Source organism: Kitasatospora sp. Ki12, from assembly GCF_054601375.1.
Genome location: NZ_BAAIHT010000001.1, coordinates 707,897 through 727,537 on the forward strand (window position 1 = coordinate 707,897; position 19,641 = coordinate 727,537).

17 protein-coding genes are annotated in these 19,641 nt (G+C 73.5%); 2 read left to right on the forward strand and 15 right to left on the reverse strand.

The annotated features are described in order from the left end of the window. Positions 1-96: 96 nt before the first annotated feature. The 5 genes from ftsY to ACYP53_RS03020 all read right to left on the reverse strand — a co-directional run bounded on the left by ftsY (position 97) and on the right by ACYP53_RS03020 (position 7,564). Complete coding sequence (gene ftsY / locus ACYP53_RS03000) at positions 97-1,323, reverse strand: signal recognition particle-docking protein FtsY (protein WP_189923518.1); 1,227 nt, start codon at positions 1,321-1,323, stop codon at positions 97-99. A 47-nt stretch (positions 1,324-1,370) separates the two neighbouring features. Further along, a complete protein-coding gene (gene smc / locus ACYP53_RS03005; protein WP_459646574.1) occupies positions 1,371-5,006 on the reverse strand; it encodes a chromosome segregation protein SMC in 3,636 nt (1,211 codons plus the stop codon). 161 nt (positions 5,007-5,167) lie between these two features. Beyond that, positions 5,168-5,371, reverse strand: coding sequence for a hypothetical protein (locus ACYP53_RS03010; protein WP_030243474.1), 204 nt, complete (start codon positions 5,369-5,371; stop codon positions 5,168-5,170). Between the two features lie 446 nt (positions 5,372-5,817). Beyond that, positions 5,818-6,117 (reverse strand): acylphosphatase, encoded by a 300-nt coding sequence (locus ACYP53_RS03015; protein ID WP_189923514.1) that lies wholly within the window; start codon positions 6,115-6,117, stop codon positions 5,818-5,820. Positions 6,118-6,217: 100 nt separating this feature from the next. Then, the gene (locus tag ACYP53_RS03020; protein ID WP_189923512.1) at positions 6,218-7,564 is read right to left on the reverse strand and encodes a hypothetical protein; all 1,347 of its coding nucleotides are present in this window, start codon (positions 7,562-7,564) and stop codon (positions 6,218-6,220) included. A 320-nt stretch (positions 7,565-7,884) separates the two neighbouring features. Between ACYP53_RS03020 and ACYP53_RS03025 the strand changes: the two genes are divergently transcribed. Next, a complete protein-coding gene (locus ACYP53_RS03025) occupies positions 7,885-8,808 on the forward strand; it encodes a DMT family protein (RefSeq protein ID WP_459646575.1) in 924 nt (307 codons plus the stop codon). Between the two features lie 28 nt (positions 8,809-8,836). On the opposite strand, the gene mutM is transcribed toward ACYP53_RS03025, so the two are convergent. The 10 genes from mutM to ACYP53_RS03075 all read right to left on the reverse strand — a co-directional run bounded on the left by mutM (position 8,837) and on the right by ACYP53_RS03075 (position 19,147). After that, on the reverse strand, positions 8,837-9,715 hold the full coding sequence (gene mutM, locus ACYP53_RS03030) for a bifunctional DNA-formamidopyrimidine glycosylase/DNA-(apurinic or apyrimidinic site) lyase (protein WP_189923508.1): 879 nt from the start codon (positions 9,713-9,715) through the stop codon (positions 8,837-8,839). Positions 9,716-9,769: 54 nt separating this feature from the next. Further along, complete coding sequence (rnc, locus tag ACYP53_RS03035) at positions 9,770-10,561, reverse strand: ribonuclease III (protein ID WP_189923506.1); 792 nt, start codon at positions 10,559-10,561, stop codon at positions 9,770-9,772. A 20-nt stretch (positions 10,562-10,581) separates the two neighbouring features. Further along, complete coding sequence (rpmF, locus tag ACYP53_RS03040; RefSeq protein ID WP_030056747.1) at positions 10,582-10,755, reverse strand: 50S ribosomal protein L32; 174 nt, start codon at positions 10,753-10,755, stop codon at positions 10,582-10,584. A gap of 2 nt (positions 10,756-10,757) precedes the next feature. Beyond that, positions 10,758-11,402, reverse strand: coding sequence for a YceD family protein (locus tag ACYP53_RS03045; RefSeq protein WP_373313896.1), 645 nt, complete (start codon positions 11,400-11,402; stop codon positions 10,758-10,760). A 166-nt stretch (positions 11,403-11,568) separates the two neighbouring features. Then, entirely contained in the window at positions 11,569-12,747 is a 1,179-nt protein-coding gene (locus ACYP53_RS03050) for an ATP synthase F0 subunit B (RefSeq protein ID WP_459646576.1), read from the reverse strand. 219 nt (positions 12,748-12,966) lie between these two features. After that, positions 12,967-13,458 carry a pantetheine-phosphate adenylyltransferase gene (coaD, locus tag ACYP53_RS03055; RefSeq protein ID WP_189923500.1) on the reverse strand — a complete coding sequence of 164 codons (492 nt, stop codon included), beginning with the start codon at positions 13,456-13,458 and terminating at the stop codon, positions 12,967-12,969. Positions 13,459-13,509: 51 nt separating this feature from the next. Next, positions 13,510-14,094, reverse strand: a complete 585-nt coding sequence (gene rsmD, locus ACYP53_RS03060) for a 16S rRNA (guanine(966)-N(2))-methyltransferase RsmD (protein WP_459646577.1) — start codon at positions 14,092-14,094, stop codon at positions 13,510-13,512. Between the two features lie 490 nt (positions 14,095-14,584). Then, positions 14,585-15,118 carry a hypothetical protein gene (locus ACYP53_RS03065; RefSeq protein ID WP_459646578.1) on the reverse strand — a complete coding sequence of 178 codons (534 nt, stop codon included), beginning with the start codon at positions 15,116-15,118 and terminating at the stop codon, positions 14,585-14,587. A 105-nt stretch (positions 15,119-15,223) separates the two neighbouring features. Then, positions 15,224-17,449: an ATP-dependent DNA helicase RecG gene (gene recG, locus ACYP53_RS03070; RefSeq protein ID WP_459646579.1), complete on the reverse strand. Its 2,226-nt coding sequence runs from the start codon at positions 17,447-17,449 to the stop codon at positions 15,224-15,226. Positions 17,450-17,515: 66 nt separating this feature from the next. Further along, the gene (locus ACYP53_RS03075) at positions 17,516-19,147 is read right to left on the reverse strand and encodes a DAK2 domain-containing protein (RefSeq protein ID WP_189923492.1); all 1,632 of its coding nucleotides are present in this window, start codon (positions 19,145-19,147) and stop codon (positions 17,516-17,518) included. A gap of 298 nt (positions 19,148-19,445) precedes the next feature. On the opposite strand from ACYP53_RS03075, the gene rpmB reads away from it, so the two are divergent. Beyond that, positions 19,446-19,631: a 50S ribosomal protein L28 gene (rpmB, locus tag ACYP53_RS03080; protein WP_014138233.1), complete on the forward strand. Its 186-nt coding sequence runs from the start codon at positions 19,446-19,448 to the stop codon at positions 19,629-19,631. The last annotated feature ends 10 nt before the right edge of the window (positions 19,632-19,641 follow it).

The window sequence follows — 19,641 nt, forward strand, 5'->3', positions numbered from 1 at the left end:
CCCTTGGCGCGGTCGCCCGCCCATCCGGCCCCGGGTACGCGAAAGGGCCCGCCCCCAGCGGAGCGGACCCTTCCCGGCCCAGGCCGGCGGGGAGCCTCAGTCCCCGATCAGCGCGTCCACGAACGCACCCGGCTCGAACGGCGCCAGGTCGTCGGCGCCCTCGCCCAGGCCGATCAGCTTGACCGGCACGCCCAGCTCGCGCTGGACCGCGACCACGATGCCGCCCTTGGCGGTGCCGTCCAGCTTGGTCAGCACGATGCCGGTGATGTCGACCACCTCGGCGAACACCCGGGCCTGGATCAGGCCGTTCTGGCCGGTGGTGGCGTCCAGCACCAGCAGCACCTCGTCCACCGGGCCGTGCTTCTCCACGACCCGCTTGACCTTGCCCAGCTCGTCCATCAGACCGGTCTTGGTGTGCAGTCGGCCGGCGGTGTCGATCAGCACGGTGTCGACGCCCTCGGCGATGCCCTCCTTGACCGCGTCGAAGGCGATCGAGGCCGGGTCCCCGCCCTCGGGGCCGCGCACGGTGCGCGCACCGACCCGCTCGCCCCAGGTCTGCAGCTGGTCCGCGGCGGCGGCACGGAAGGTGTCGGCGGCGCCGAGGACCACCGTGCGGCCGTCGGCGACCAGGACGCGGGCCAGCTTGCCGGTGGTGGTGGTCTTGCCGACGCCGTTGACGCCGACGACCAGGACCACGGCCGGGCCGTCCTCGTGCTTGGTGGAGCGGACGACGCGGTCGGAGTCCTTGCCGACCAGCTCGACCAGCTCCTCGCGCAGCAGCGCGCGCAGCTCCTCGGGCGTACGGGTGCCGAGCACCTTCACCCGGGTGCGCAGCCGCTCGACCAGTTCCTGGGTGGGGGTGACGCCGACGTCGGCGGTGAGCAGGGTCTCCTCGATCTCCTCCCAGGTGTCCTCGTCCAGGTGCTCGCGCGAGAGCAGCGAGAGCAGGCCCTTGCCGAGCGAGTTCTGCGAGCGGGAGAGCCGCGAGCGCAGCCGGACCAGCCGGCCGGCGGTGGGCTCGGGGACCTCGACGGCGGGGGCCGCCTCGGCCTCGGCGGGCTCGACCTCGACGGCCTCGACGGCCTCGGGGGCCGCCGGCTCCGCCGGGAGTTGCACCTCCTCGACGGTGCGGCGGGGTTCCTCGGTCGGCGGCGCGGACTCGTCGCCGACCTGGGGTTCCGCCGGGGTGGGCTTCGGCGCCGTGATGACCGGCGCCTGCGACTTCGGGGGCAGCTGCTGGCGTCGTCTGCCGGAAACGACGAGGCCGGCGATCGCGCCGACGGCGACCACGGCGATGACTACGGCAAGGATCACGTATTCCATATCCGCTCCAGTATCCGTGACCGGAGCCCGGATGGACCGCCGCCGCCCTACACCGGTGCGGTACGCACCCCCATCGGCCGCTCCCGGGCCCCGTCCCGCTCCCTGCCCCGGGCCCGGTCCGCGTCCCGCAGCCGCTGGCTGATCACCTGGGAGATGCCGTCGCCCTTCATCGTCACGCCGTAGAGGGCGTCGGCGGACTCCATGGTCAGCTTCTGGTGGGTGATCACGATCAGCTGGGAGCTCTCCCGCAGCTCCTCCATGATCCCGACCAGCCGGCGCAGGTTGGTCTCGTCCAGCGCCGCCTCCACCTCGTCCATCACGTAGAACGGGCTGGGCCTGGCCTTGAAGATCGCGACCAGCAGCGCCACCGCGGTCAGCGAGCGCTCGCCGCCGGACAGCAGGGACAGCCGCTTGACCTTCTTGCCGGGCGGCCGGGCCTCCACCTCGACCCCGGTGGCGAGCATGTCGTCCGGATCGGTCAGCACCAGCCGGCCCTCCCCGCCCGGGAAGAGCCGGGCGAAGACGCCCTCGAACTGCGCGGCGGTGTCGTGGTACGCCGCGGTGAACAGCTGCTCGACCCGCTGGTCCACGTCCCGGACGATGTCCAGCAGGTCGCGCCGGCCGCGCTTGAGGTCGTCCAGCTGCTCGCCGAGGAACTTGTGGCGCTCCTCCAGCGCGGCGAACTCCTCCAGCGCCAGCGGGTTGACCTTGCCGAGCTGCTGGTACGCCTTCTCGGCGGCCCGCAGCCGCTTCTCCTGCTCGGCCCGGACGTACGGGTACGGCTCCCCCGGCTCCTGGCCGTCCTCCGGCGTCGCGGGCGGGACCGGCCGGTCCGGCCCGTACCCGGCCAGCAGCTCGCCGCCGTCGATGCCGAACTCCTCCAGCGCGCGGGACTCCAGCTGCTCGATCCGCAGCCGCTTCTCCGCCCGCAGCACCTCGTCCCGGTGCCCGGCGTCGACCAGCTTGTCCAGCTCCTCCTTGAGGCCGCGGCCGTGCTCGCGGTGCTCCCGCAGCTCCTGCTCGCGTTCGCCGCGCGCCTGTTCGACGGCCGCCCGCCCGGCGTCCGCGCGGGCCAGCGACACCTCCAGACAGGCGAGCAGCTGCCGGGCGCCGGCCGCGACGGCGTTCGCCACCCCGGCGTCGTGCTCGGCCCGCCGGCGGCGCTCGGCGGCGCGGGCGCGCGCCTCGCGCTCGGCGCGGGCGGCCCGGTCCAGCTGGTCCGCCCGCCCGGCCAGCGCGCGCACCCGCTCCTCGTGGGTGCGCACCGCGAGCCGGGCCTCCAGTTCGGCCTGCCGGGCGGCGCTCGCGGCCTCCGCCAGCCGCTGCTGCTCGGCGGGGTCCGGCTCGTCCTCCCCGGCGTCCGCCGACTCCTCGGCCAGGGCCAGGCGGCGCGCCGCCTCCTCGGCGGCGGTCAGCACGGCGGCCAGGCCCTGCTCGGCCCGCGCGGCGGCGGCCGACAGCCGTTCGGCCTCGCCGACGGCGGCCCGGGCCTGCCCGCCGAGGCGGCCGAGCGCGCCGGCGACCTGGGCCCGTTCCCGCTCCGCCTGCCGTCGCCGCTCGCCTTGCCGTTCGACCTCTGCGGCCGACTCCCGGCGCCGCTCGGTGAGTTCGGCCAGCCGTTCGGCCGACTCGGCGCAGCGGTCGGTGAGTTCGCCGATCGCCCGGGCCGTCTCGTCGACCGCGGCCTGGGTCTCCAGCAGGCTCGGCGCGCCGCCGGCGCCGCCGTGCGCGAAGCCGGCGCCCAGCCGGTCCCCGTCGGCGGTGACGGCGGTCAGCCCGGGGTGGTCCGCGACCAGCCGCAGCGCCGCGTCCAGGTCCGGGACCACCGCCACCCCGGCCAGCAAGCGCCGTACGGCGGCGAGCAACTCGGCGGGGCCGTACACCAGTTCGGCGGCCCAGCGGGCGCCGTCCGGCAACTCCCCCGCCGCACCGGGCACATCGGCCACGCCGGGCCCGTCGGCCGCGCCCGCGATCAGCAGGGCGGCCCGCCCGGCGTCGTCGGCCCGGAGCAGTCGCAGCGCCCCGGCGGCGGCGGTCGGCGAGTCGACGGCCACCGCGTCGGCCGCGGCCCCGAGCGCCGCCGCCACCGGCACCTCGTGGCCGGTCTCGATCCGCAGCAGCGCGGCCGCCGGGCCGAGCAGCCCGTCCAGCCGCTCCCCCGCCGCGAGCAGCGCGCCGGTGCCGTCCTTGCGGCGCAGCCCGAGCGAGAGCGCCTCGTGACGCGCGGTGAGCCCGGCCCGTTCGCGTTCGGCGGCGCCGGCCGCCTCCCGGGCGGCGGTGAGTTCCCGTTCGACGGCGGCCAGCCGCTCACGCGCCTCCCGGTACCCGGTCTCGGCCCGCTCGTCGTCCCCGGCCGTGCCGTCGACCTGCTGCTGGAGTTCCTCCAGTTCGGCGCGCGCGGCCTCGGCGCGCAGCAGCGCCTCGTCCCTGGCCTCGGCGAGCCGGCCGGTCTCGGCCTGGGCGGCGGCGGCCTCGGAGCGGGCGGCGGCGGCCTGTCCCTGCAGCCGGGCGAGCCCTTCCCTGCGGTCGGCGATGGCCCGGGCGGCGTCGCGCAGCCGGCGTTCCTCGGCGACCAGTTCGCGTTCCAGCCCGCCCTTGCGCTCGACCGCCTCGGCCAGCGCGTATCGGGCCTCCTCCAGGGCCCCGGCCAGTTCGGCCTCCTCCTCGCGGACCCGGGCGGCCTCCTGCTCCAGCTGCTCGGGGTCGCGTCCGGTGCGCTCCTCGACCCGCCCGCCGGCGGCGGCGTGCCGGGCCCTGGCCTCGGCCAGTCCGATGGTGCCGCGGGTGCGTTCGGCGAGCGCAGAGAGCCAGTACCAGGTCTGCCGGGCGGCCTCCAGGCCGGGGCCGAGCTGCTGGACCTGGGCCTCCAGGACACGCTCGCGCTGGACGGCGCGGGCCAGCTCCTGCTCGACGGTGGTCCGGCGCAGCCGCAGCGCCAGCTCGTCCGCGACCTCGGCCTCGACGGCCCGGCGCAGGGTGGACAGGTCGTCGGCGAGCAGTCGCAGCCGGGCGTCGCGCAGGTCGGCCTGGATGCCGGCGGCCCGGCGGGCGATCCTGGCCTGTCGGCCGAGCGGGCCGAGTTGGCGGCGCAGTTCGGCCACCAGGTCCTGGACCCGGTTGAGGTTGGCCTGCATCGCGTCCAGCTTCCGCAGCGCCTTCTCCTTGCGCTTGCGGTGCTTGAGGACGCCGGCCGCCTCCTCGATGAAGGCGCGCCGGCCCATCGGGTCGGCGTGCAGGACGGAGTCCAGCTGTCCCTGCCCGACGATGACGTGCATCTCCCGGCCGATGCCGGAGTCGGAGAGCAGCTCCTGGATGTCCAGCAGGCGGCAGGTCTCGCCGTTGAGCGCGTACTCGCTGCCGCCGTTGCGGAACATCGTCCGGGTGATGGTCACCTCGGCGTAGTCGATCGGCAGGGCGCCGTCGGTGTTGTCGATGGTGAGGCTGACCTCGGCGCGGCCGAGCGGGGCGCGCCCGCTGGTCCCGGCGAAGATGACGTCCTCCATCTTGCCGCCGCGCAGCGACTTGGCGCCCTGCTCGCCCATCACCCAGGACAGCGCGTCGACCACGTTCGACTTGCCGGAGCCGTTCGGGCCGACCACGCAGGTGATGCCCGGTTCGAAGCGCAGGGTGGTGGCGGAGGCGAAGGACTTGAACCCGCGCAGCGTCAGACTCTTCAGGTGCACGCGGCCGGTCTCCTCGTCGCTCGCCAGGGCCCCCGGCGTGCGACTGTATCCGGAGTCGGACACGACGAAGGGACGCCACATCAGGGCGTCCCTTGCAAGCTGCGTCCCTTTCGGGGCGGCTCAGTGCACAGCGGCGTCGATCTGCGAGGACCGGGCGGGACTCAGGTGAGAGCCGGCTCCCGCTGATCCAGATCAATGCTGTTGAGCAGCGAGTGCTCGTCAGCGACAGCGGTGAGAGCGTCGTTCTCGGCCTGCATCCGAAGGAGCTCGGATTCAAGGTCCTGGACGCGCTGCTGAAGCCGTCGCATCTCGGAGAGCATTCGCGGGTCGGGGCCGCCGACGTACCCGAGAAGCGCCTTTGCCATGATGAATGGTCCTCCACGCTGAGTGACCGAACCGGAACGGTACAGGTCTAGGGGGAAGGGGGACGCACGCGCGGCGCGTCACCGGAAGTGCTGGCTGGGCACTACGGCACAACCACCGTGAGCTGGGCTCACGAGGGCATGCGCCTGCCGGATAAACGCGGTCGTGTGCGCGGGTTTCCAGCGTCTCACCAAAGACGGAAAGGGTCAACACGATCACCGCACGCTACCGCGCCCCTGTCACCTGCCCGGCGGTGTGGTCACGCCTGGGGGTCCATCGGGACGGGTCCACCACGTGCTCGTGGATCATCGTTCGATGCGGAGTCAACCACGAGTCTGCCCGGATGGCAACCTCGTGACACCGACAGTTCCGGATCTTTTCGGGGTGGGCCCGGCGGGGGGCCTACGGGGGCCCGGCGGGGGCGGTCCGGGCGCGGTCCGGAAGCGGCTCAGCGGATCTCGAAACCCTCGTAACCAGGGCCGACGGCCGTCCAGATCTCGGTCACCCCGCTGACGCTGCCCGGGGTCCCGGGGCCGCGCAGCCGGACCAGCAGCTCCTCGCAGTCGGGCGCCAGGCCCTCGGCGACCACCTGCACCCGGCCGTCGCCGAGGTTGCTCGCGTAGCCGGTCAAGCCGATCTCCAGCGCCCGTGCCCTGGTCCACCAGCGGAACCCGACCTGCTGGACCTTCCCCCGGACCCAGGCGGTGACCCGGACCGGTTCCTCACTGTGGGCGTCGCGACCGTGCATGCCCCGACCCTAGCTGCTCCCCCACCGGGGTGCCCGGACACGGGAGCGGCCCCGCCGGAGGAACCGACGGGGCCGCGCGGGGTCGGGCGTTCGGCCGGGGCTACCAGTCCCCGCCGCCGAAGTCACCGCCACCGGAGTCACCGCCACCGCTCCAGCCCCCGCCGCTGAAGTCCCCGGCGTTGAAGTCGGCCCCGGTGTAGTCGCCGCCCTCGTACTGGTCCTGGTAGCCGTGGTGGCCGCCGTCCATCATGGGCGCCGCGTAGGCCGGGGTGCTCATCATCGAGCCGAGCATGGTGCCGACCAGCAGGCCCGGCAGGAGGCCGCCGCCGAAGCTGCTGTAGTAGCCGCCCGCGTACGGGGCGTACGCCGGGCCGGCGTTCCAGTACGGCTGCGGGCCGTGCTCGGTGTCCACGGTGCGGACGGCCGGGTCGAGGCCGGCCGCCACCCGGTCCGCGTCGGCCTGGCAGACCGGGACGGAGCGGGCGGAGCCACCGGCCGGGGCCCAGTCGACGTCCTTGACGGACGGGCCGTGGCGCGGGTCCATGAAGCACGGGGGCCGGCGCTCGGGCAGCGGGCGCTTGTCCCGCCGGGCACTCAGGGTGGCCAGCGCGAACCGGCCGTCCTCGATCGCCTCGGTGACCGGCTTGACGTCCTCCGGCCGCTTGGCCTCCGCCATCAGGCGCTTCGACTTCTCGTACGAGTCCAGGGCGTGGGTGTAGTCGGTGCGCTGGGCGTCGTCGGCGTCGGCCGCGCCCGGGTTGAAGTCGAGCCGGTCCAGCTCCTCGCCAAAGGCGGTGATGTCCTCGTCCACCACCCGGCTCACCTGCTCCAGCTCGGCCCGGGCCTGCTCCTCCTTGCGCTTCTTGGCGCGGCGGAAGAGGAAGAAGACGCCGGCACCGGCCAGGGCCACCAGCACGACCGGGATGACCACCCAGGCGATCGAGGTGCTGTGGTTGACGCCCTGGCCCTTGGTCTGCGGGGCGGCCTGGTCGACGAAGTCGTTCAGGGTGGCGTTGATGTCACCCTTGTCGGCGCGGCCGACGGCGCCCGCGATCCTCTCCGCGGTGCCGACGCCCATCGCGCCGCGGTCTGCGTGGGCCAGGAAGCCGCCGGTGCCTCGCCAAACGCCGTAGACGCCGTCGATGCCCACCAGGGTGCGAAGGTCCGTGAGGACGGTGTCCTTGTTGGCGGCGTCGGGGACGACCGCGATGAAGATCGGCTTGTCGGCCTTCTCGATCTTCTTGGTCAGGGCGTCCGCCTGGTCCTGGCTGAAGCGGTTCAGCATCGTCGGATCGACGTAGACCTGCCCCTTCTTCAGGGTGGCGGCGGCGTTGCTCAGCCCGCCGGCGGCCGAGGCCGCCGGGGCCAGCAGGAGCAGCAGCCCGAGCAGCGCCGCCACCAGGGCAAGTGGCCCGGCGCCCCGGGAACGTCGTGCAAGGGTTCTCATGTCCCCGACGCTACCGCGAGCGGCGTCGGAGCACGCCATACCCTTCGCATACTGGTAGAGGCGGGACTCCCCGCCGACCGCCGGGTCCGCTCCCCTTCTCGGGGATGATGTTTCCCCCGGCCGACCCTGACCCGGGTGGGGCACGGGAACCGCGGAAGGCGCCCGGACGTACGTCCCGGCAGGTCCGGCCCGAATCCGGGGCAGCCCGGGGGCGTGCCGACCGTACCGCGCGAACGGGCATAGTGGTCCCGGACCGCCGGTCCCTTTGTCTTTTCTTGACCCAGCCCGTTCCTGACCCAACTCCCGATCGGAGCACTTCGGTGATCATCGGCCTCGTCACCGCCGTGGCGGCATCCGCCTGCTACGGCACCGGCTCGGTCCTGCAGGCCGTCGGATCCCGCCGTTCCGCCCGGGAGGAGGCCGCCAAGGGCACCACCACCGCCACCACCGAGCACGGCGGGCCGAGCCTCTCCTCGACCGCGAAGGCCGCCGTCACCTGGGAGTTCATCCTCGGCACGGTGCTCGACCTGATCGGCTTCGGGCTCGGCGCGCTGGCCGCGCGGCTGCTGCCGCTGTTCCTCTCCCAGACCATCATCAGCGCCAACCTGGTGATCACCGCGCTGCTCAGCATCAAGCTGCTGGGCATCCGGCTCAAGCAGCTGGAGTGGGCCTCGATCGGCGTGCTCTGCTCGGCGCTGGTGCTGCTGGCCGTCTCGGCCGGCCCCGAGGGCGGCCACCACGCCGACCCGTCCTTCCACTGGTGGCTGCTGATCGTCATCACCGTGCTGCTGGTCGGCGGCAGCCTGCTGGTGCGGCGGATGGGAGCGAACGGCGCGATCGTCGCCGGCCTGCTCTCCGGTCTCGGCTTCGGCGCCCTGGGCGTCGGCGTGCGCATCCTCAACGGCGTCGAGCCGTTCGACCTCGGCGCGCTGCTCTCCGACCCGGCCCTGTACGCGGTCCTGGTCGGCGGCCTCGGCGGCATGTACATCCACACCGTGGCGCTGCAGATCGGCTCGGTGAACGGCGCCACGGCCGCGCTGGTGGTCGGCGAGACGGTGCTGCCCGGCGCGGTCGGCGTGCTCTGGCTCGGCGACTCCTCCAAGGCCGGCCTGGCCTGGCTCGGCGTGGTCGGCTTCCTGCTCGCCGTGGTGGCCGCGGTCGGCGTCGCCTACTTCGGCCAGGACACCCACGGCTCGCCCGGCGGCACGGACGCCGAGCAGCCCGAACTCGCCGCCCGGCCGTAGGGCTCGGAAACCGGGCCCTGGGGCGGGCTCAGCCCCCGCTGCGGTCGCGCGGCACGCGCTGGCAGCGGGGGCAGAAGTAGCTGGAGCGGTTCATCCAGGCCGCCCGCCGGATCGCGGTGCCGCAGCGGCGGCAGGGCTCGTGCTCGCGGCCGTAGGCGTCGAGGTCCCGGGAGAAGTAGCCGCTCTCACCGTTCACGTTGACGTAGAGGCTGTCGAAGCTGGTGCCGCCGACGGCGAGCGCCGCGGTCATCACGTCCCGGGCGTGCGCCAGCAGGGCGGCGGCCTGCGGGCGGGTGAGCGTCGCGGTCGGCCGGTCGTAGTGCAGCTTGGCGCGCCACAGCGCCTCGTCGGCGTAGATGTTGCCGACGCCGCTGATCAGGGTCTGGTCGAGCAGCGCGCGCTTGACGGTGGTGCGCTTGGCCCGCAGCGCGGCGACGAAGGTCCCGTCGTCGAAGCGCTGGTCGAGCGGGTCGCGGGCGATGTGCGCGATGGAGACGGGCGTGCCCTCCGGGTCGCCCTCCTCGGCCTCCTCGACCGCCAGGCCGCCGAAGGTCCGCTGGTCGACGAAGCGCAGTTCGCGCCCGCCGTCGGCGAAGCGCAGCCGGACCCGCAGGTGCGTCTCGTCGGGGACGGCCGGGTCCTGGACGAGGAGCTGGCCGCTCATCCCGAGGTGGCCGATCAGCGAGAAGCCCGCCCCGGTCCCGGACAGCGGCACCCACAGGTACTTGCCGCGCCGTTGCGCGGTGCCGAGGGTGGTACCGGTCAGCCGGGCGGTGAAGTCGGCCGCGCCGGCGGGCTGGCGGCGCACCGCGCGCGGGTGCAGCACCTGGACGTCGGCGACGGTCCGCCCGGCGACCCAGTTGGCCAGACCACGGCGGACGACCTCGACCTCGGGGAGTTCGGGCACGGGAAGGAGCCTCCTGCTTCGATACCGATCGGCAGGGGAAAGGCTACGTCCGGATCAGGCGCCCGCGGGCAGCCGGTCGGCGTACTTCTCCTTGATCGCGCGCCAGGCGCTCTCGGCGGCCTTCTGCTCGGCTTCCTTCTTCGAGCGGCCGACGCCGCTGCCGAAGTCCTCGCCGGCCACCCGGGCCGCCGCGGTGAAGGTCTTCTCGTGGTCCGGACCGGACTCCATGACCACGTACTCGGGAACCCCGATGCCCACCGAGGCGGTGAGCTCCTGCAGGCTGGTCTTCCAGTCCAGGCCCGCGCCCAGCTGAGAGGATTCCTCGATCAGCGGGTCGAACAGCCGGTGGACGAACTCGGTCGCCGCGTCCAGACCCTGGTCCAGGTAGACGGCGCCGATCACGGCCTCGACGGTGTCGGCGAGGATCGACGACTTGTCGCGGCCGCCGGTGCCCTCCTCGCCCTTGCCGAGCCGGATGAACGTGCCGAGCTCCAGGCCGCGGCCGACGTCCGCGAGCGCGCGGGAGTTGACCACCGCGGCGCGCAGCTTGGCGAGCGTGCCCTCCGGGACGTCCGGGTGGACGCGGTAGAGGGTGTCGGTCACCACCAGGCCCAGCACCGAGTCGCCGAGGAATTCCAGGCGCTCGTTGGTGGGCAGACCCCCGTTCTCGTACGCGTACGAGCGGTGGGTCAGGGCACGCACCAGAAGGGCGCGCTCGAGCGTGTACCCGAGGCGCCCTTCCAGGACGTCGTATTCGGTCGAAGCCGGCCCGCCGGCCTTGCCACCGCCAGAAGAAGAACCCTTCGGGGCGGCGGACGCCTTGCGGGTGGAGTTACCGTCCGACATCGATCCGTGCACCCCGCCGATCAGACCGAGAGGACCTGGCGACGGTTGTACGTGCCGCAGCTCGGGCACGCGATGTGGCCCAGCTTCGGCTCGTGGCAGCGGTCGCACGCCACGAGGGCCGGGACGACGGCCTTCCAGTTGGACCGACGGTGGCGCGTGTTGCTGCGCGACATCTTCCGCTTCGGAACAGCCACGGCTACTTCTCCTGGTTCTCGGCGAGACCCTCACGGGTACCGCTGGTCTTGGTTCCGTCACCCTCGTCGCCGGGGGCGGCGGAGAGTCCCTGCAGAGCCGCCCACCGGGGGTCGGCGGCATCGTGGTGGTGCGCCGGGTCGTCGCTCAGGCGCGCTCCGCATTCGGAGCACAGGCCCAGGCAGTCTTCCTGGCACACCGGCTGCAGCGGCAGTGCGAGCACCACCGCGTCACGCAGCACCGGCCGGAGGTCGAAGAAATCGCCCTCCAGACGGTAAGTCTCGTCTTCCGAGTCCTCGTCGAGGTCCTCGGTCCCGGTGGTCCGGGCGCGGTGGCGCTCGTCGGACTCCGGGTAGTAGTAGAGCTCCTGGAAGTCCACGTCGATGTCGAACTCGACGGGCTCCAGGCACCGGACGCACTCACCCTCGACCTGGGCGTCGGCGGTGCCGGTGACCAGCACGCCCTCGACCACGGACTCCAGGCGGAGCTCCAGCTCGATCGGGCTCTTCTCCGGGACGGCGATCACGTCGATGATCCCGAAGCCCTCGGGGGCCTCCAGGGTCCGGGACACCTTGCGCATCGCACCCGGGCGACGACCGAGCTCGTGCGTGTCGAACACGAGGGGGTCGCGGTGGTCGAGGCGGTTCACGGTGTCCTGACTTCCATAGGAAACGTTCGAGGGGGTCTCCCCCATCTGTGTCGGCGCCTCGCGGGCAAGCCGACGACCGGACATGGGGATGCCGGAGTGGTCAGACTACCGGAGTCTCCCGTCAGGCCCAACTTCGGTCCTGTCAGGAGACTCCGCGACGGTCCGCTCAGCGGCCGCCGAGCTCCCGCAGCCTGGTCATGTCGATCATGCTGGTGTCGAAGAAGCTGGTCTCGTCCAGGCCCTGCTGCTGTTGCGGCACGGCCGGCGGGGAGGCGGGCTGCTGCGGGTAGTTGTAGCCGTCGTACGGCTGCGCGGCGTAGCCCTGCTGCGGCTGTTGCTGCGGCTGCTGGTAGCCGTAGCCGTCCTGCTGCTGGGCCGGGTAGCCCTGCTGCTGGTAGCCGCCCTGCTGCTGGCCCCACTGGGTGTTGTACGGGTCGCCCTGGCCGGCCGGGTCGAAGCCCCCGCCGTACACCTCCGCGTACTGCCCGCCCGGTTGCTGCTGGGCGGTCGCCGCGTACTGGTCGGTCCCGGGGGACTGCCAGTCCGCCGCGGCCGGGGCCTGCTCGGGCCAGGTCTGCTGCTGCGGGACGTCCTCGCGGTACCAGGCGATGTCCGAGCCGTCCGCGTCCGTGGCGAAGCCCGCGGCCACCGCCTCGGCCCGCTCCTTGGCCTGCTGGGCCTCGTCGGCGGCGGCCAGGTAGGCGCCCAGCTCGTCGATCGGCCGCTTGCCGAGCAGCTTGTCCCGGCCCTTGCCGACGGCCTCCAGGGTCGCGCTGAGCACGTTCTCCAACGTGGCGAGCTTCACGTCGACGTACTCGTCGACCTCGGGGCTCGGGCTGATCCGCTGCGGCCGGAACTCCTCGCCGTCGGTCTCGGCGTCGTGCTCGCTCTCGAAGACGCCGGCGTCGCCGCGCAGCTTGGTGCGGCCGCGGCCGACCGCGCCGAGCGTCTTGGTCAGCACGACCTCGAAGTTGGCGAGCTTGCTGTCCACGTAGTCGTCGGCCTCGGCCCGCTTGGCCTCGACCTCGGCGCGCGCCTCGGCGAGGATCCGGTCCGCCTGGGACTGGGCCTGGCGGACCACCTCGGTGTCCGAGATCAACGAGCCGCGCTCGGCGTGCGCCCCCTGGATGATCAGGTCGGCCTCGGCCTGCGCACCGGCCACCACCTGCTCGTGGTCGGCCATCACCGACTGGGCCTGGGCGAGTTCGGCGGGCAGGGCCGCCTTGAGGTCGTTGAGCAGGCCGATCAGCTCGGACCGGTTCACCACGCAGGAGGCCGACATCGGCATCGAGCGGGCGTTCTCGACCGCCGCGACGATCTCGTCGACCTTGTTCTGCACGTCCACGGGGCTTCGTCTTTCCGTGTGCCGCCGACGGTCCGGCGGAGGCAGGCCCGGCGCGGTGAACCTCACCGCAGGGCAGGAATACAGACTGTACGGCCACCCCGGGGCCGGGTCACAACGCCTGAACCGAACCGGCCACCCACTCTTCGGGCAAAACATGACGAACCGGCAGAAAAGGACAAGCGGCCGGCAACCGGCCGACCGCCGCCCGGCCTTACGCCCCTACTGCTGCGCCTTGCGCTCCGCGATCCGCTCGACCAGGCGGCGGTGCACCGTCTCCGGCAGCAGGTGCGAGACGTCGCCCCCGTACGAGGCGACCTCCTTGACCAGCGTGGAGGAGAGGAAGCTGTACGTCGGCGAGGTCGGCAGGAAGAGCGTCTCGACGCCGGTCAGCCCGTGGTTCATCTGGGCCATCTGCAGCTCGTAGTCGAAGTCGCTGACGGCGCGCAGGCCCTTGACGATCGCCGGGATGCCGCGCTCCCGGCAGAAGTCCACCAGCAGGCCCAGGTGCGACTCGACCACGATGTTGCCGTACTTGGCGGTGGTCTCCTCGATCAGGGCGATCCGCTCGTCGATGGTGAACATGCCCTGCTTGTTCCGGTTGATCGCGACCGCGACATGCACCACGTCGTACAGCTTCGAGGCCCGCTCGATGATGTCGAGATGACCGTTGGTGATCGGGTCGAACGAACCCGGGCAGACGGCTCGGCGCATGGCGTGTGTGCTCCCTCGTGGGGTGACGGCTCGTGCGGGCCCCGCGGCCCGCTACTCCTGTTGACCGGCCGCGGCGGCGGCGCGACCGTACCAGAGCGTGCCCTCGCCGTAGCGGCGGGAGCGCAGCCCCTCGAAACCCTCGGGCCAGCCGAACTCGCCGCCACGCGTGCTGCGCTCCACGGTGACGAGTGTGTCCTCCGCGAGCCACCCTCCGGCCAGGAGTGTGATCAGCATCTCGCGCAGTTCCTCGTCCGTCATCACGTACGGCGGGTCCAGGAACACCAGGTCGTACGGGCTCTGCGGCGGCGGGCCGACGACCACCTTCTCCGCCTTCACGGCCCGCACCTCGGCACCCGGCAGCCCGATCGTGCGGACGTTCTCCCGGATCACCCGGGCCGCCTGGGCGTCCGCCTCGACCAGCAGGACGTGCTCGGCGCCGCGCGACAGCGCCTCCAGCCCGACCGCGCCCGATCCGCCGAACAGGTCCAGCATCCGGGCCCCCTGCAGGGTGCCGCGCAGCGCCGCCAGGGTGGAGAACATCGCCTCGCGGGCCTTGTCGGAGGTCGGTCGGGTGCCCCGGCCGGGCGGTACGGCCAGCCGGCGGCCGCCGGCCGCCCCGGCGATCACGCGGGTCATGGTGGTGGAAGGTCCTTTCGTCGCTGCCCGACCACGCTATCCCGCCCCGAGCCGAAGGGGCGCGCCGGTGCCGAAAGGGAGAAGCGGGGAGGCCCGAGGGACGAGGGCCTTGGAGCGCCGACCGTCGGCACCGGATCCGAGCGCCCCGGAGGCGAGCGGGCGAGCCCCCGCCCCGAGCCGAAGGGGCGCGCCGGTGCCGAAAGGGAGGAGCGAGGAGGCCCGAGGGACGAGGGCCTTGGAGCGCCGACCGTCGGCACCGGATCCGAGCGCCCCGGAGGCGAGCGGGCGAGCCCCCGCCCCGAGCCGAAGGGGCGCGCCGGTGCCGAAAGGGAGAAGCGAGGAGGCCCGAGGGACGAGGGCCTTGGAGCGCCGACCGTCGGCACCGGATCCGAGCGCCCCGGAGGCGAGCGGGCGAGTCACAGCCCGGAGGCGCGAGGAGACGTCGCAGGCCCCGCCGGGCGTACCCGGCGGGGCCTGCGGGCGTCACGGCTCAGCTCGCCTCGGAGCCCGTCGCCTGGGCCGGGACGGACCCGCCGAGCAGGGCCGGCGAGGCGTAGCGGGACCAGGACAGGCAGCCGTCGGGCGGGCAGAACTCGGGGCGGCGCGGGTCGTGCCCGAGCTCGCGCAGCTTGGTCCGGACGGAGTCGGGGGTACGGCCGAAGCGGGCGGCGATCCGGGCGACGGTCTCACCGTCGTGGAAACGCCGGACCAGCTCCTCCTCGTGCTGCGGCACCCAGGGGGCGCCGTGGCCGGGGTACAGCTCGCGCAGCACGTCGCGGTCGGGGATGGGCTCGGAGACGTCGGCGACGATCGCCAGCGCCCGCAGCGCGCGGTTGAGCGCGATCCGCAGCGAGGCGACGTCCTCGACCGGCAGGCGGAGCTTGCCCGAGGCGAGCGGCACGGCCGCCGCCCCCTCGCGCCAGCCGGTGAGGGTGAGGGTGACCTCGCGGTCGTCGTCGCTGGCGAGTTCGATCCGGAAGACCTTGTCGCCCAGCGGGAGCTCGTTGAGATGACGGAATGCCATGGCAGGACCCCCAAGTGTCGTGCCAGGTACGCACCTTGAGGGTGCGTCCTGAACAACTACATTCTCTCGCGGGGGTCTGACAATCCGGCCTGCCGGAGGGCCCGCTCAGCCCTTCTCCAGGTACTCGGCGCGGTCCGCGTCGAGCAGGCTCTCCAGCGCGGTGCGCAGGTCCGGGTGGGCGGCCAGTTCCGGGTCCTCGGCGACCAGCCTGGTGGCCTCGGCCCGGGCGGTCACGATGACCTCCTCGTCCTCCAGCACCGAGAGCACCTTGAGCGAGGACTTCACCCCGGACTGCGCCTGGCCCAGCACGTCGCCCTCGCGGCGCTGTTCGAGGTCGATCCGGGACAGCTCGAAGCCGTCCAGGGTGCCCGCCACCGCGTCCAGCCGGCCGCGGGCCGCGCTGCCCGCGGGCATCTCGCTGACCAGCAGGCACAGGCCCGCCGCACTGCCGCGGCCGACCCGGCCGCGCAGCTGGTGGAGCTGGGAGACCCCGAAGCGGTCGGCGTCCATGATGACCATCACGGTGGAGTTGGGGACGTTGACGCCGACCTCGATCACCGTGGTGGCGACCAGCACGTCCACCTCGCCGGCGGCGAACCGGCGCATCACCTCGTCCTTGGCCTCCGGAGCGAGCCGGCCGTGCAGGATCTCCACCCGCAGGCCGGCCAGCGGGCCCTTCACCAGCTTCTCGGCGGTCTCCACCACCGAGAGCGGGGGCCGCCGTTCGTCGCTCGCCGCGCCGAAGTCGGCGACCTCCTCGAAGTCCTCCTCGGGCGCCTTCCGCTTCTTCTTCGCGTTCTTCGGGTCGACCGCGGGCTCCTCGTCCCCGATCCGGGGGCAGACCACGTACGCCTGGTGGCCCTTGCCGACCTCCTCACGGACCCGCTCCCAGGCCCGGGTGAGGAAGTTCGGCTTCTCCAGCGCCGGGACGACGTGGCTGGAGATCGGCGAGCGGCCGGCCGGCAGCTGGTCCAGGACGGAGGTCTCCAGGTCCCCGAAGACGGTCATCGCGACGGTGCGCGGGATCGGCGTGGCCGTCATCACCAGCAGGTGCGGCGGCTGCTCCCCCTTGGCGCGCAGCGCGTCCCGCTGCTCGACGCCGAAGCGGTGCTGCTCGTCGACCACCACCAGGCCGAGGTCCTGGAACTGCACCTTGTCCTCGATCAGCGCGTGGGTGCCGATGGCGAGCCCGGCGTCCCCGCAGGCCATGTCGAGCAGCGCCTGGCGGCGGGCGGCGACGCCCATCGAGCCGGTCAGCAGCACCACCTTGGTGCCGAGGTCCGAGCCGCCGAGCATGCCGCCCTCGGCGAGGTCCCCCATCATCTCGACGATCGAGCGGTGGTGCTGCTGGGCGAGCACCTCGGTGGGGGCGAGCAGGACGGCCTGGCCGCCCGCGTCCACCACGGCGAGCATGGCCCGCAGCGCGACCAGGGTCTTGCCGGAGCCGACCTCGCCCTGGAGCAGCCGGTGCATCGGGTGTTCGGTCGCCAGGTCGGCGGCGATCTCGGCGGAGACCTTCCGCTGGCCCTCGGTGAGGGTGAACGGCAGCCGGGCGTCGAAGGCGTCCAGCAGGCCGCCCTCGCGGGCCCGGCGCGGCTTGGCGGGCAGCGCCGAGTCGGCGGCCCGGCGCTGGGCCAGGGCGACCTGGAGGACGAAGGCCTCGTCCCAGCGCAGCCGGCTCTGGGCGCGCTCCCGGTCGGCCTGGCTACGGGGGCGGTGGATCAGCTCCAGCGCCTCGGGCAGCGGAATCAGGTCGTGCCGCTCGCGCAGTTCGGCGGGCAGCGGCTCGCCGACATCGCCGAGGTGCTTGGTGAGCGCGGTCTCGACGCAGATCGACAGCTTCCAGCTGGGCATCTGCGCGCTGGCGCCGTACACCGGGATGAGCCGGCCGGCGAACTGCTGCGCGGCATCCGAGCCGGCGTCCTCGTCGAGGAGCTGGTAGTCCGGGGAGACCAGCTGGCGGGTGCGGTTGAAGACGCCGACCTTGCCGGCGAACAGGCCCTGGGCGCCCACCCTGAGCTCCTTCTGCCGCCAGCCCTGGTTGAAGAAGACCAGCGAGAGCCGGCTGCGGCCGTCGGTGACGACGACCTCCAGGCGGTCGCCCTTGCGGCCGCGGAACGGGATCAGGGTGACCTTCTCGATCCGGGCCAGCACGGTGACGTGCTCGTCGATCTCCAGCTCGTCCAGGCTGGTGAGCTGGCCGCGTTCGACGTAGCGGCGCGGGTAGTGGTGCAGCAGGTCCCCGACCGTGCGCAGCTTGAGGCTGTCGGCGAGCACCTTCGCGGTGCGGTCGCCGACGAGCTTGGTCAGTGGTTCATCGAGAGCGCCCATCAGCGCCTTGTTTACACCACCGGACCGACAATCCGGGCGAGGGAAGGCGGGCGAGGGAAGGACCGGCTACTCCACGCCGATGAGCAGCGGTGCCGGTTCCTGCCCGCCGTGGAAGACCACCGCGTCCACCTCGGGCCTCCGGTGCCGCACGTGCGCGACCAGCCGTTCGGCGAGCGCCTCGTCGGTGCCCCCGCCGAGGATCAGGGTGACGAGTTCGCCGCCGGCGCCGAGCATCCGGTCGAGCACGCTCTCGCCGACCTCGGCCAGCCCGGTGCCGATGACCGCGACGTCGCCGTCGATCAGCCCGAGCACGTCCCCGGCCTGGCAGACCCCGGCCATCGTCCAGGACTCCCCCTCGGCGACGGCCAGTTCGGCGTACCGGGTGGCCCCGGCCGCGGAGGTCATGGCGACCACGTCCTCGTCGAAGCGGCGGCCGCCCTCGTGCACCGCGAGCGCCGCCAGCCCCTGCACCGGTGAGCGGGTGGGCAGGACGGCGATCCGGACGCCCTCCTCGCGCAGCTGGTCGGCGGCGGCCCCGGCGGCGGCGCGCAGCTCGGGGTCGTTGAGCAGCAGGACGACCTCGCGGGCGGCCGAGCGGCGCACCGCGGCGGCGAGTTCGACGCTGGCCGGCGGGCGGTCCGGGTCGGCGTGCAGGACGACGGCGCCGGCCTGCTCGCAGAGCTCGGCCAGGCCCTCGCCGGAGACCACCGAGAGCACCGCGCGGGCCCGTTCCGCGCGCTCGCCGCGCTCGGTGGCGCTGCCGGCCCGGGCGGCGGCCTCGGCGAAGTGCGTGATCCGGATCTGGTGCGGGCGCCCGGCCCGGACCCCGGCCTCCACGGCGGCGCCCGCGTCGTCCACGTGGACGTGCACGTTCCACAGACCGTCGCCGCCGCCGATCACCAGCGAGTCGCCGAGCCCGCCGAGCCGCTCGCGCAGCGCGGGCAGCGCCCCGTCCTCGGCGTCCAGCAGGTAGATGACCTCGAAGGCGGGGTGCCCGGGGCCGGGCGGCCGGACGTGCGCCGTGCAGCTCTCCGCGACCCGGACGTCCCCGCGCAGCGCGACCGGCCCCATCGGCTGCTGCCCGGCGACGGCGTCGGCGAGCGCGCCGAGGACGGCCACCAGGCCGCGCCCGCCGGCGTCCACGACCCCGTTCTCGGCCAGGACGGCGAGCTGCTCGGGGGTGTGCCGCAGCGCGTCCCGGGCGGCCCGGTGGGCGGTGTCGGCGACCTGCGCGAGCCCGTCCCCGGCCCGGGCCGCCTCCCGGGCGGCGACCCGGGCGACGGTCAGCAGCGTGCCCTCGACGGGCTCGGCGACCGCCTGGTAGGCGGAGTCGGCGGCGCGCTGGAGGGCGGCCCGCAGCTGTTCGGCGCCGCCGCCCTCGGACAGCGTCTCGGCGGTGCCGCGCAGCCACTGGGCGAGGATCACCCCGGAGTTGCCGCGGGCGCCGACCAGCGCGCCGCGAGCCATCGCCCGGACGGCGTCGGCCAGTCCGGGGGCCGGGTCGGCGGCGGGGTCGGCGAAGCGGCTCTCCACCTCGGCGGCGGCGGATTCGACGGTCAGGTAGAGGTTGGTGCCGGTGTCGCCGTCCGGGACGGGGTAGACGTTGAGCGCGTCGATCTCCTCGCGCGCCTGGCCGAGCGCGCGCAGGGCGAGCTGGCACCAGGTGCGCACGGCCGGGGCGTCGAGCGTGTGCAGCACCAGGTCTCCTCCGGATGGGACGCCGCGATGGCCTCTGGAGCAGCAGCATTCAAAAGCTGCGGCTAGGGGTGGTACCGGCAGGTTATCGGGGGTCGGGGAGGCCCGTCCGGCCCGGCGACCGCAGCGATCACTCAGCCGGTCATGGTAGTTTCGTGGGACGGAAGCAAGCGTTGTATGCTCTTCCGGTTGCCTGGAACCGTCCAGGCTCACCCCCTTGTCCGGTCTGGTTCACGCGAGTGCTCCGGTGGGTGGGCGGGGTTTTCGAAAGTATCTGATCTGAAGTCTTGGAGTGACTCCTGTGGCTGCCAACTGCGACGTCTGCGGCAAGGGGCCGGGCTTCGGCAACAGCATCTCCCACTCTCACCGCCGTACCCCCCGTCGTTGGAACCCCAACATCCAGACGGTGCGCGCTGTGATTGGGCGGACGCCGAAGCGGCTCAACGTCTGCACCTCGTGCATCAAGGCCGGTAAGGTCTCGCGCTGACGCGCAGACC

Excerpts from the sequence above, each read along its gene's own strand:
- ftsY (WP_189923518.1), bottom strand. The coding sequence starts at position 1,323 with ATGGAATACGTGATCCTTGCCGTAGTCATCGCCGTGGTCGCCGTCGGC.
- ACYP53_RS03010 (WP_030243474.1), bottom strand. The coding sequence starts at position 5,371 with ATGGCAAAGGCGCTTCTCGGGTACGTCGGCGGCCCCGACCCGCGAATG.
- ACYP53_RS03015 (WP_189923514.1), bottom strand. The coding sequence starts at position 6,117 with ATGCACGGTCGCGACGCCCACAGTGAGGAACCGGTCCGGGTCACCGCC.
- recG (WP_459646579.1), bottom strand. The coding sequence starts at position 17,449 with ATGGGCGCTCTCGATGAACCACTGACCAAGCTCGTCGGCGACCGCACC.
- coaD (WP_189923500.1), bottom strand. The coding sequence starts at position 13,458 with ATGCGCCGAGCCGTCTGCCCGGGTTCGTTCGACCCGATCACCAACGGT.
- rnc (WP_189923506.1), bottom strand. The coding sequence starts at position 10,561 with ATGTCGGACGGTAACTCCACCCGCAAGGCGTCCGCCGCCCCGAAGGGT.
- rsmD (WP_459646577.1), bottom strand. The coding sequence starts at position 14,094 with ATGACCCGCGTGATCGCCGGGGCGGCCGGCGGCCGCCGGCTGGCCGTA.
- ACYP53_RS03065 (WP_459646578.1), bottom strand. The coding sequence starts at position 15,118 with ATGGCATTCCGTCATCTCAACGAGCTCCCGCTGGGCGACAAGGTCTTC.
- ACYP53_RS03020 (WP_189923512.1), bottom strand. The coding sequence starts at position 7,564 with ATGAGAACCCTTGCACGACGTTCCCGGGGCGCCGGGCCACTTGCCCTG.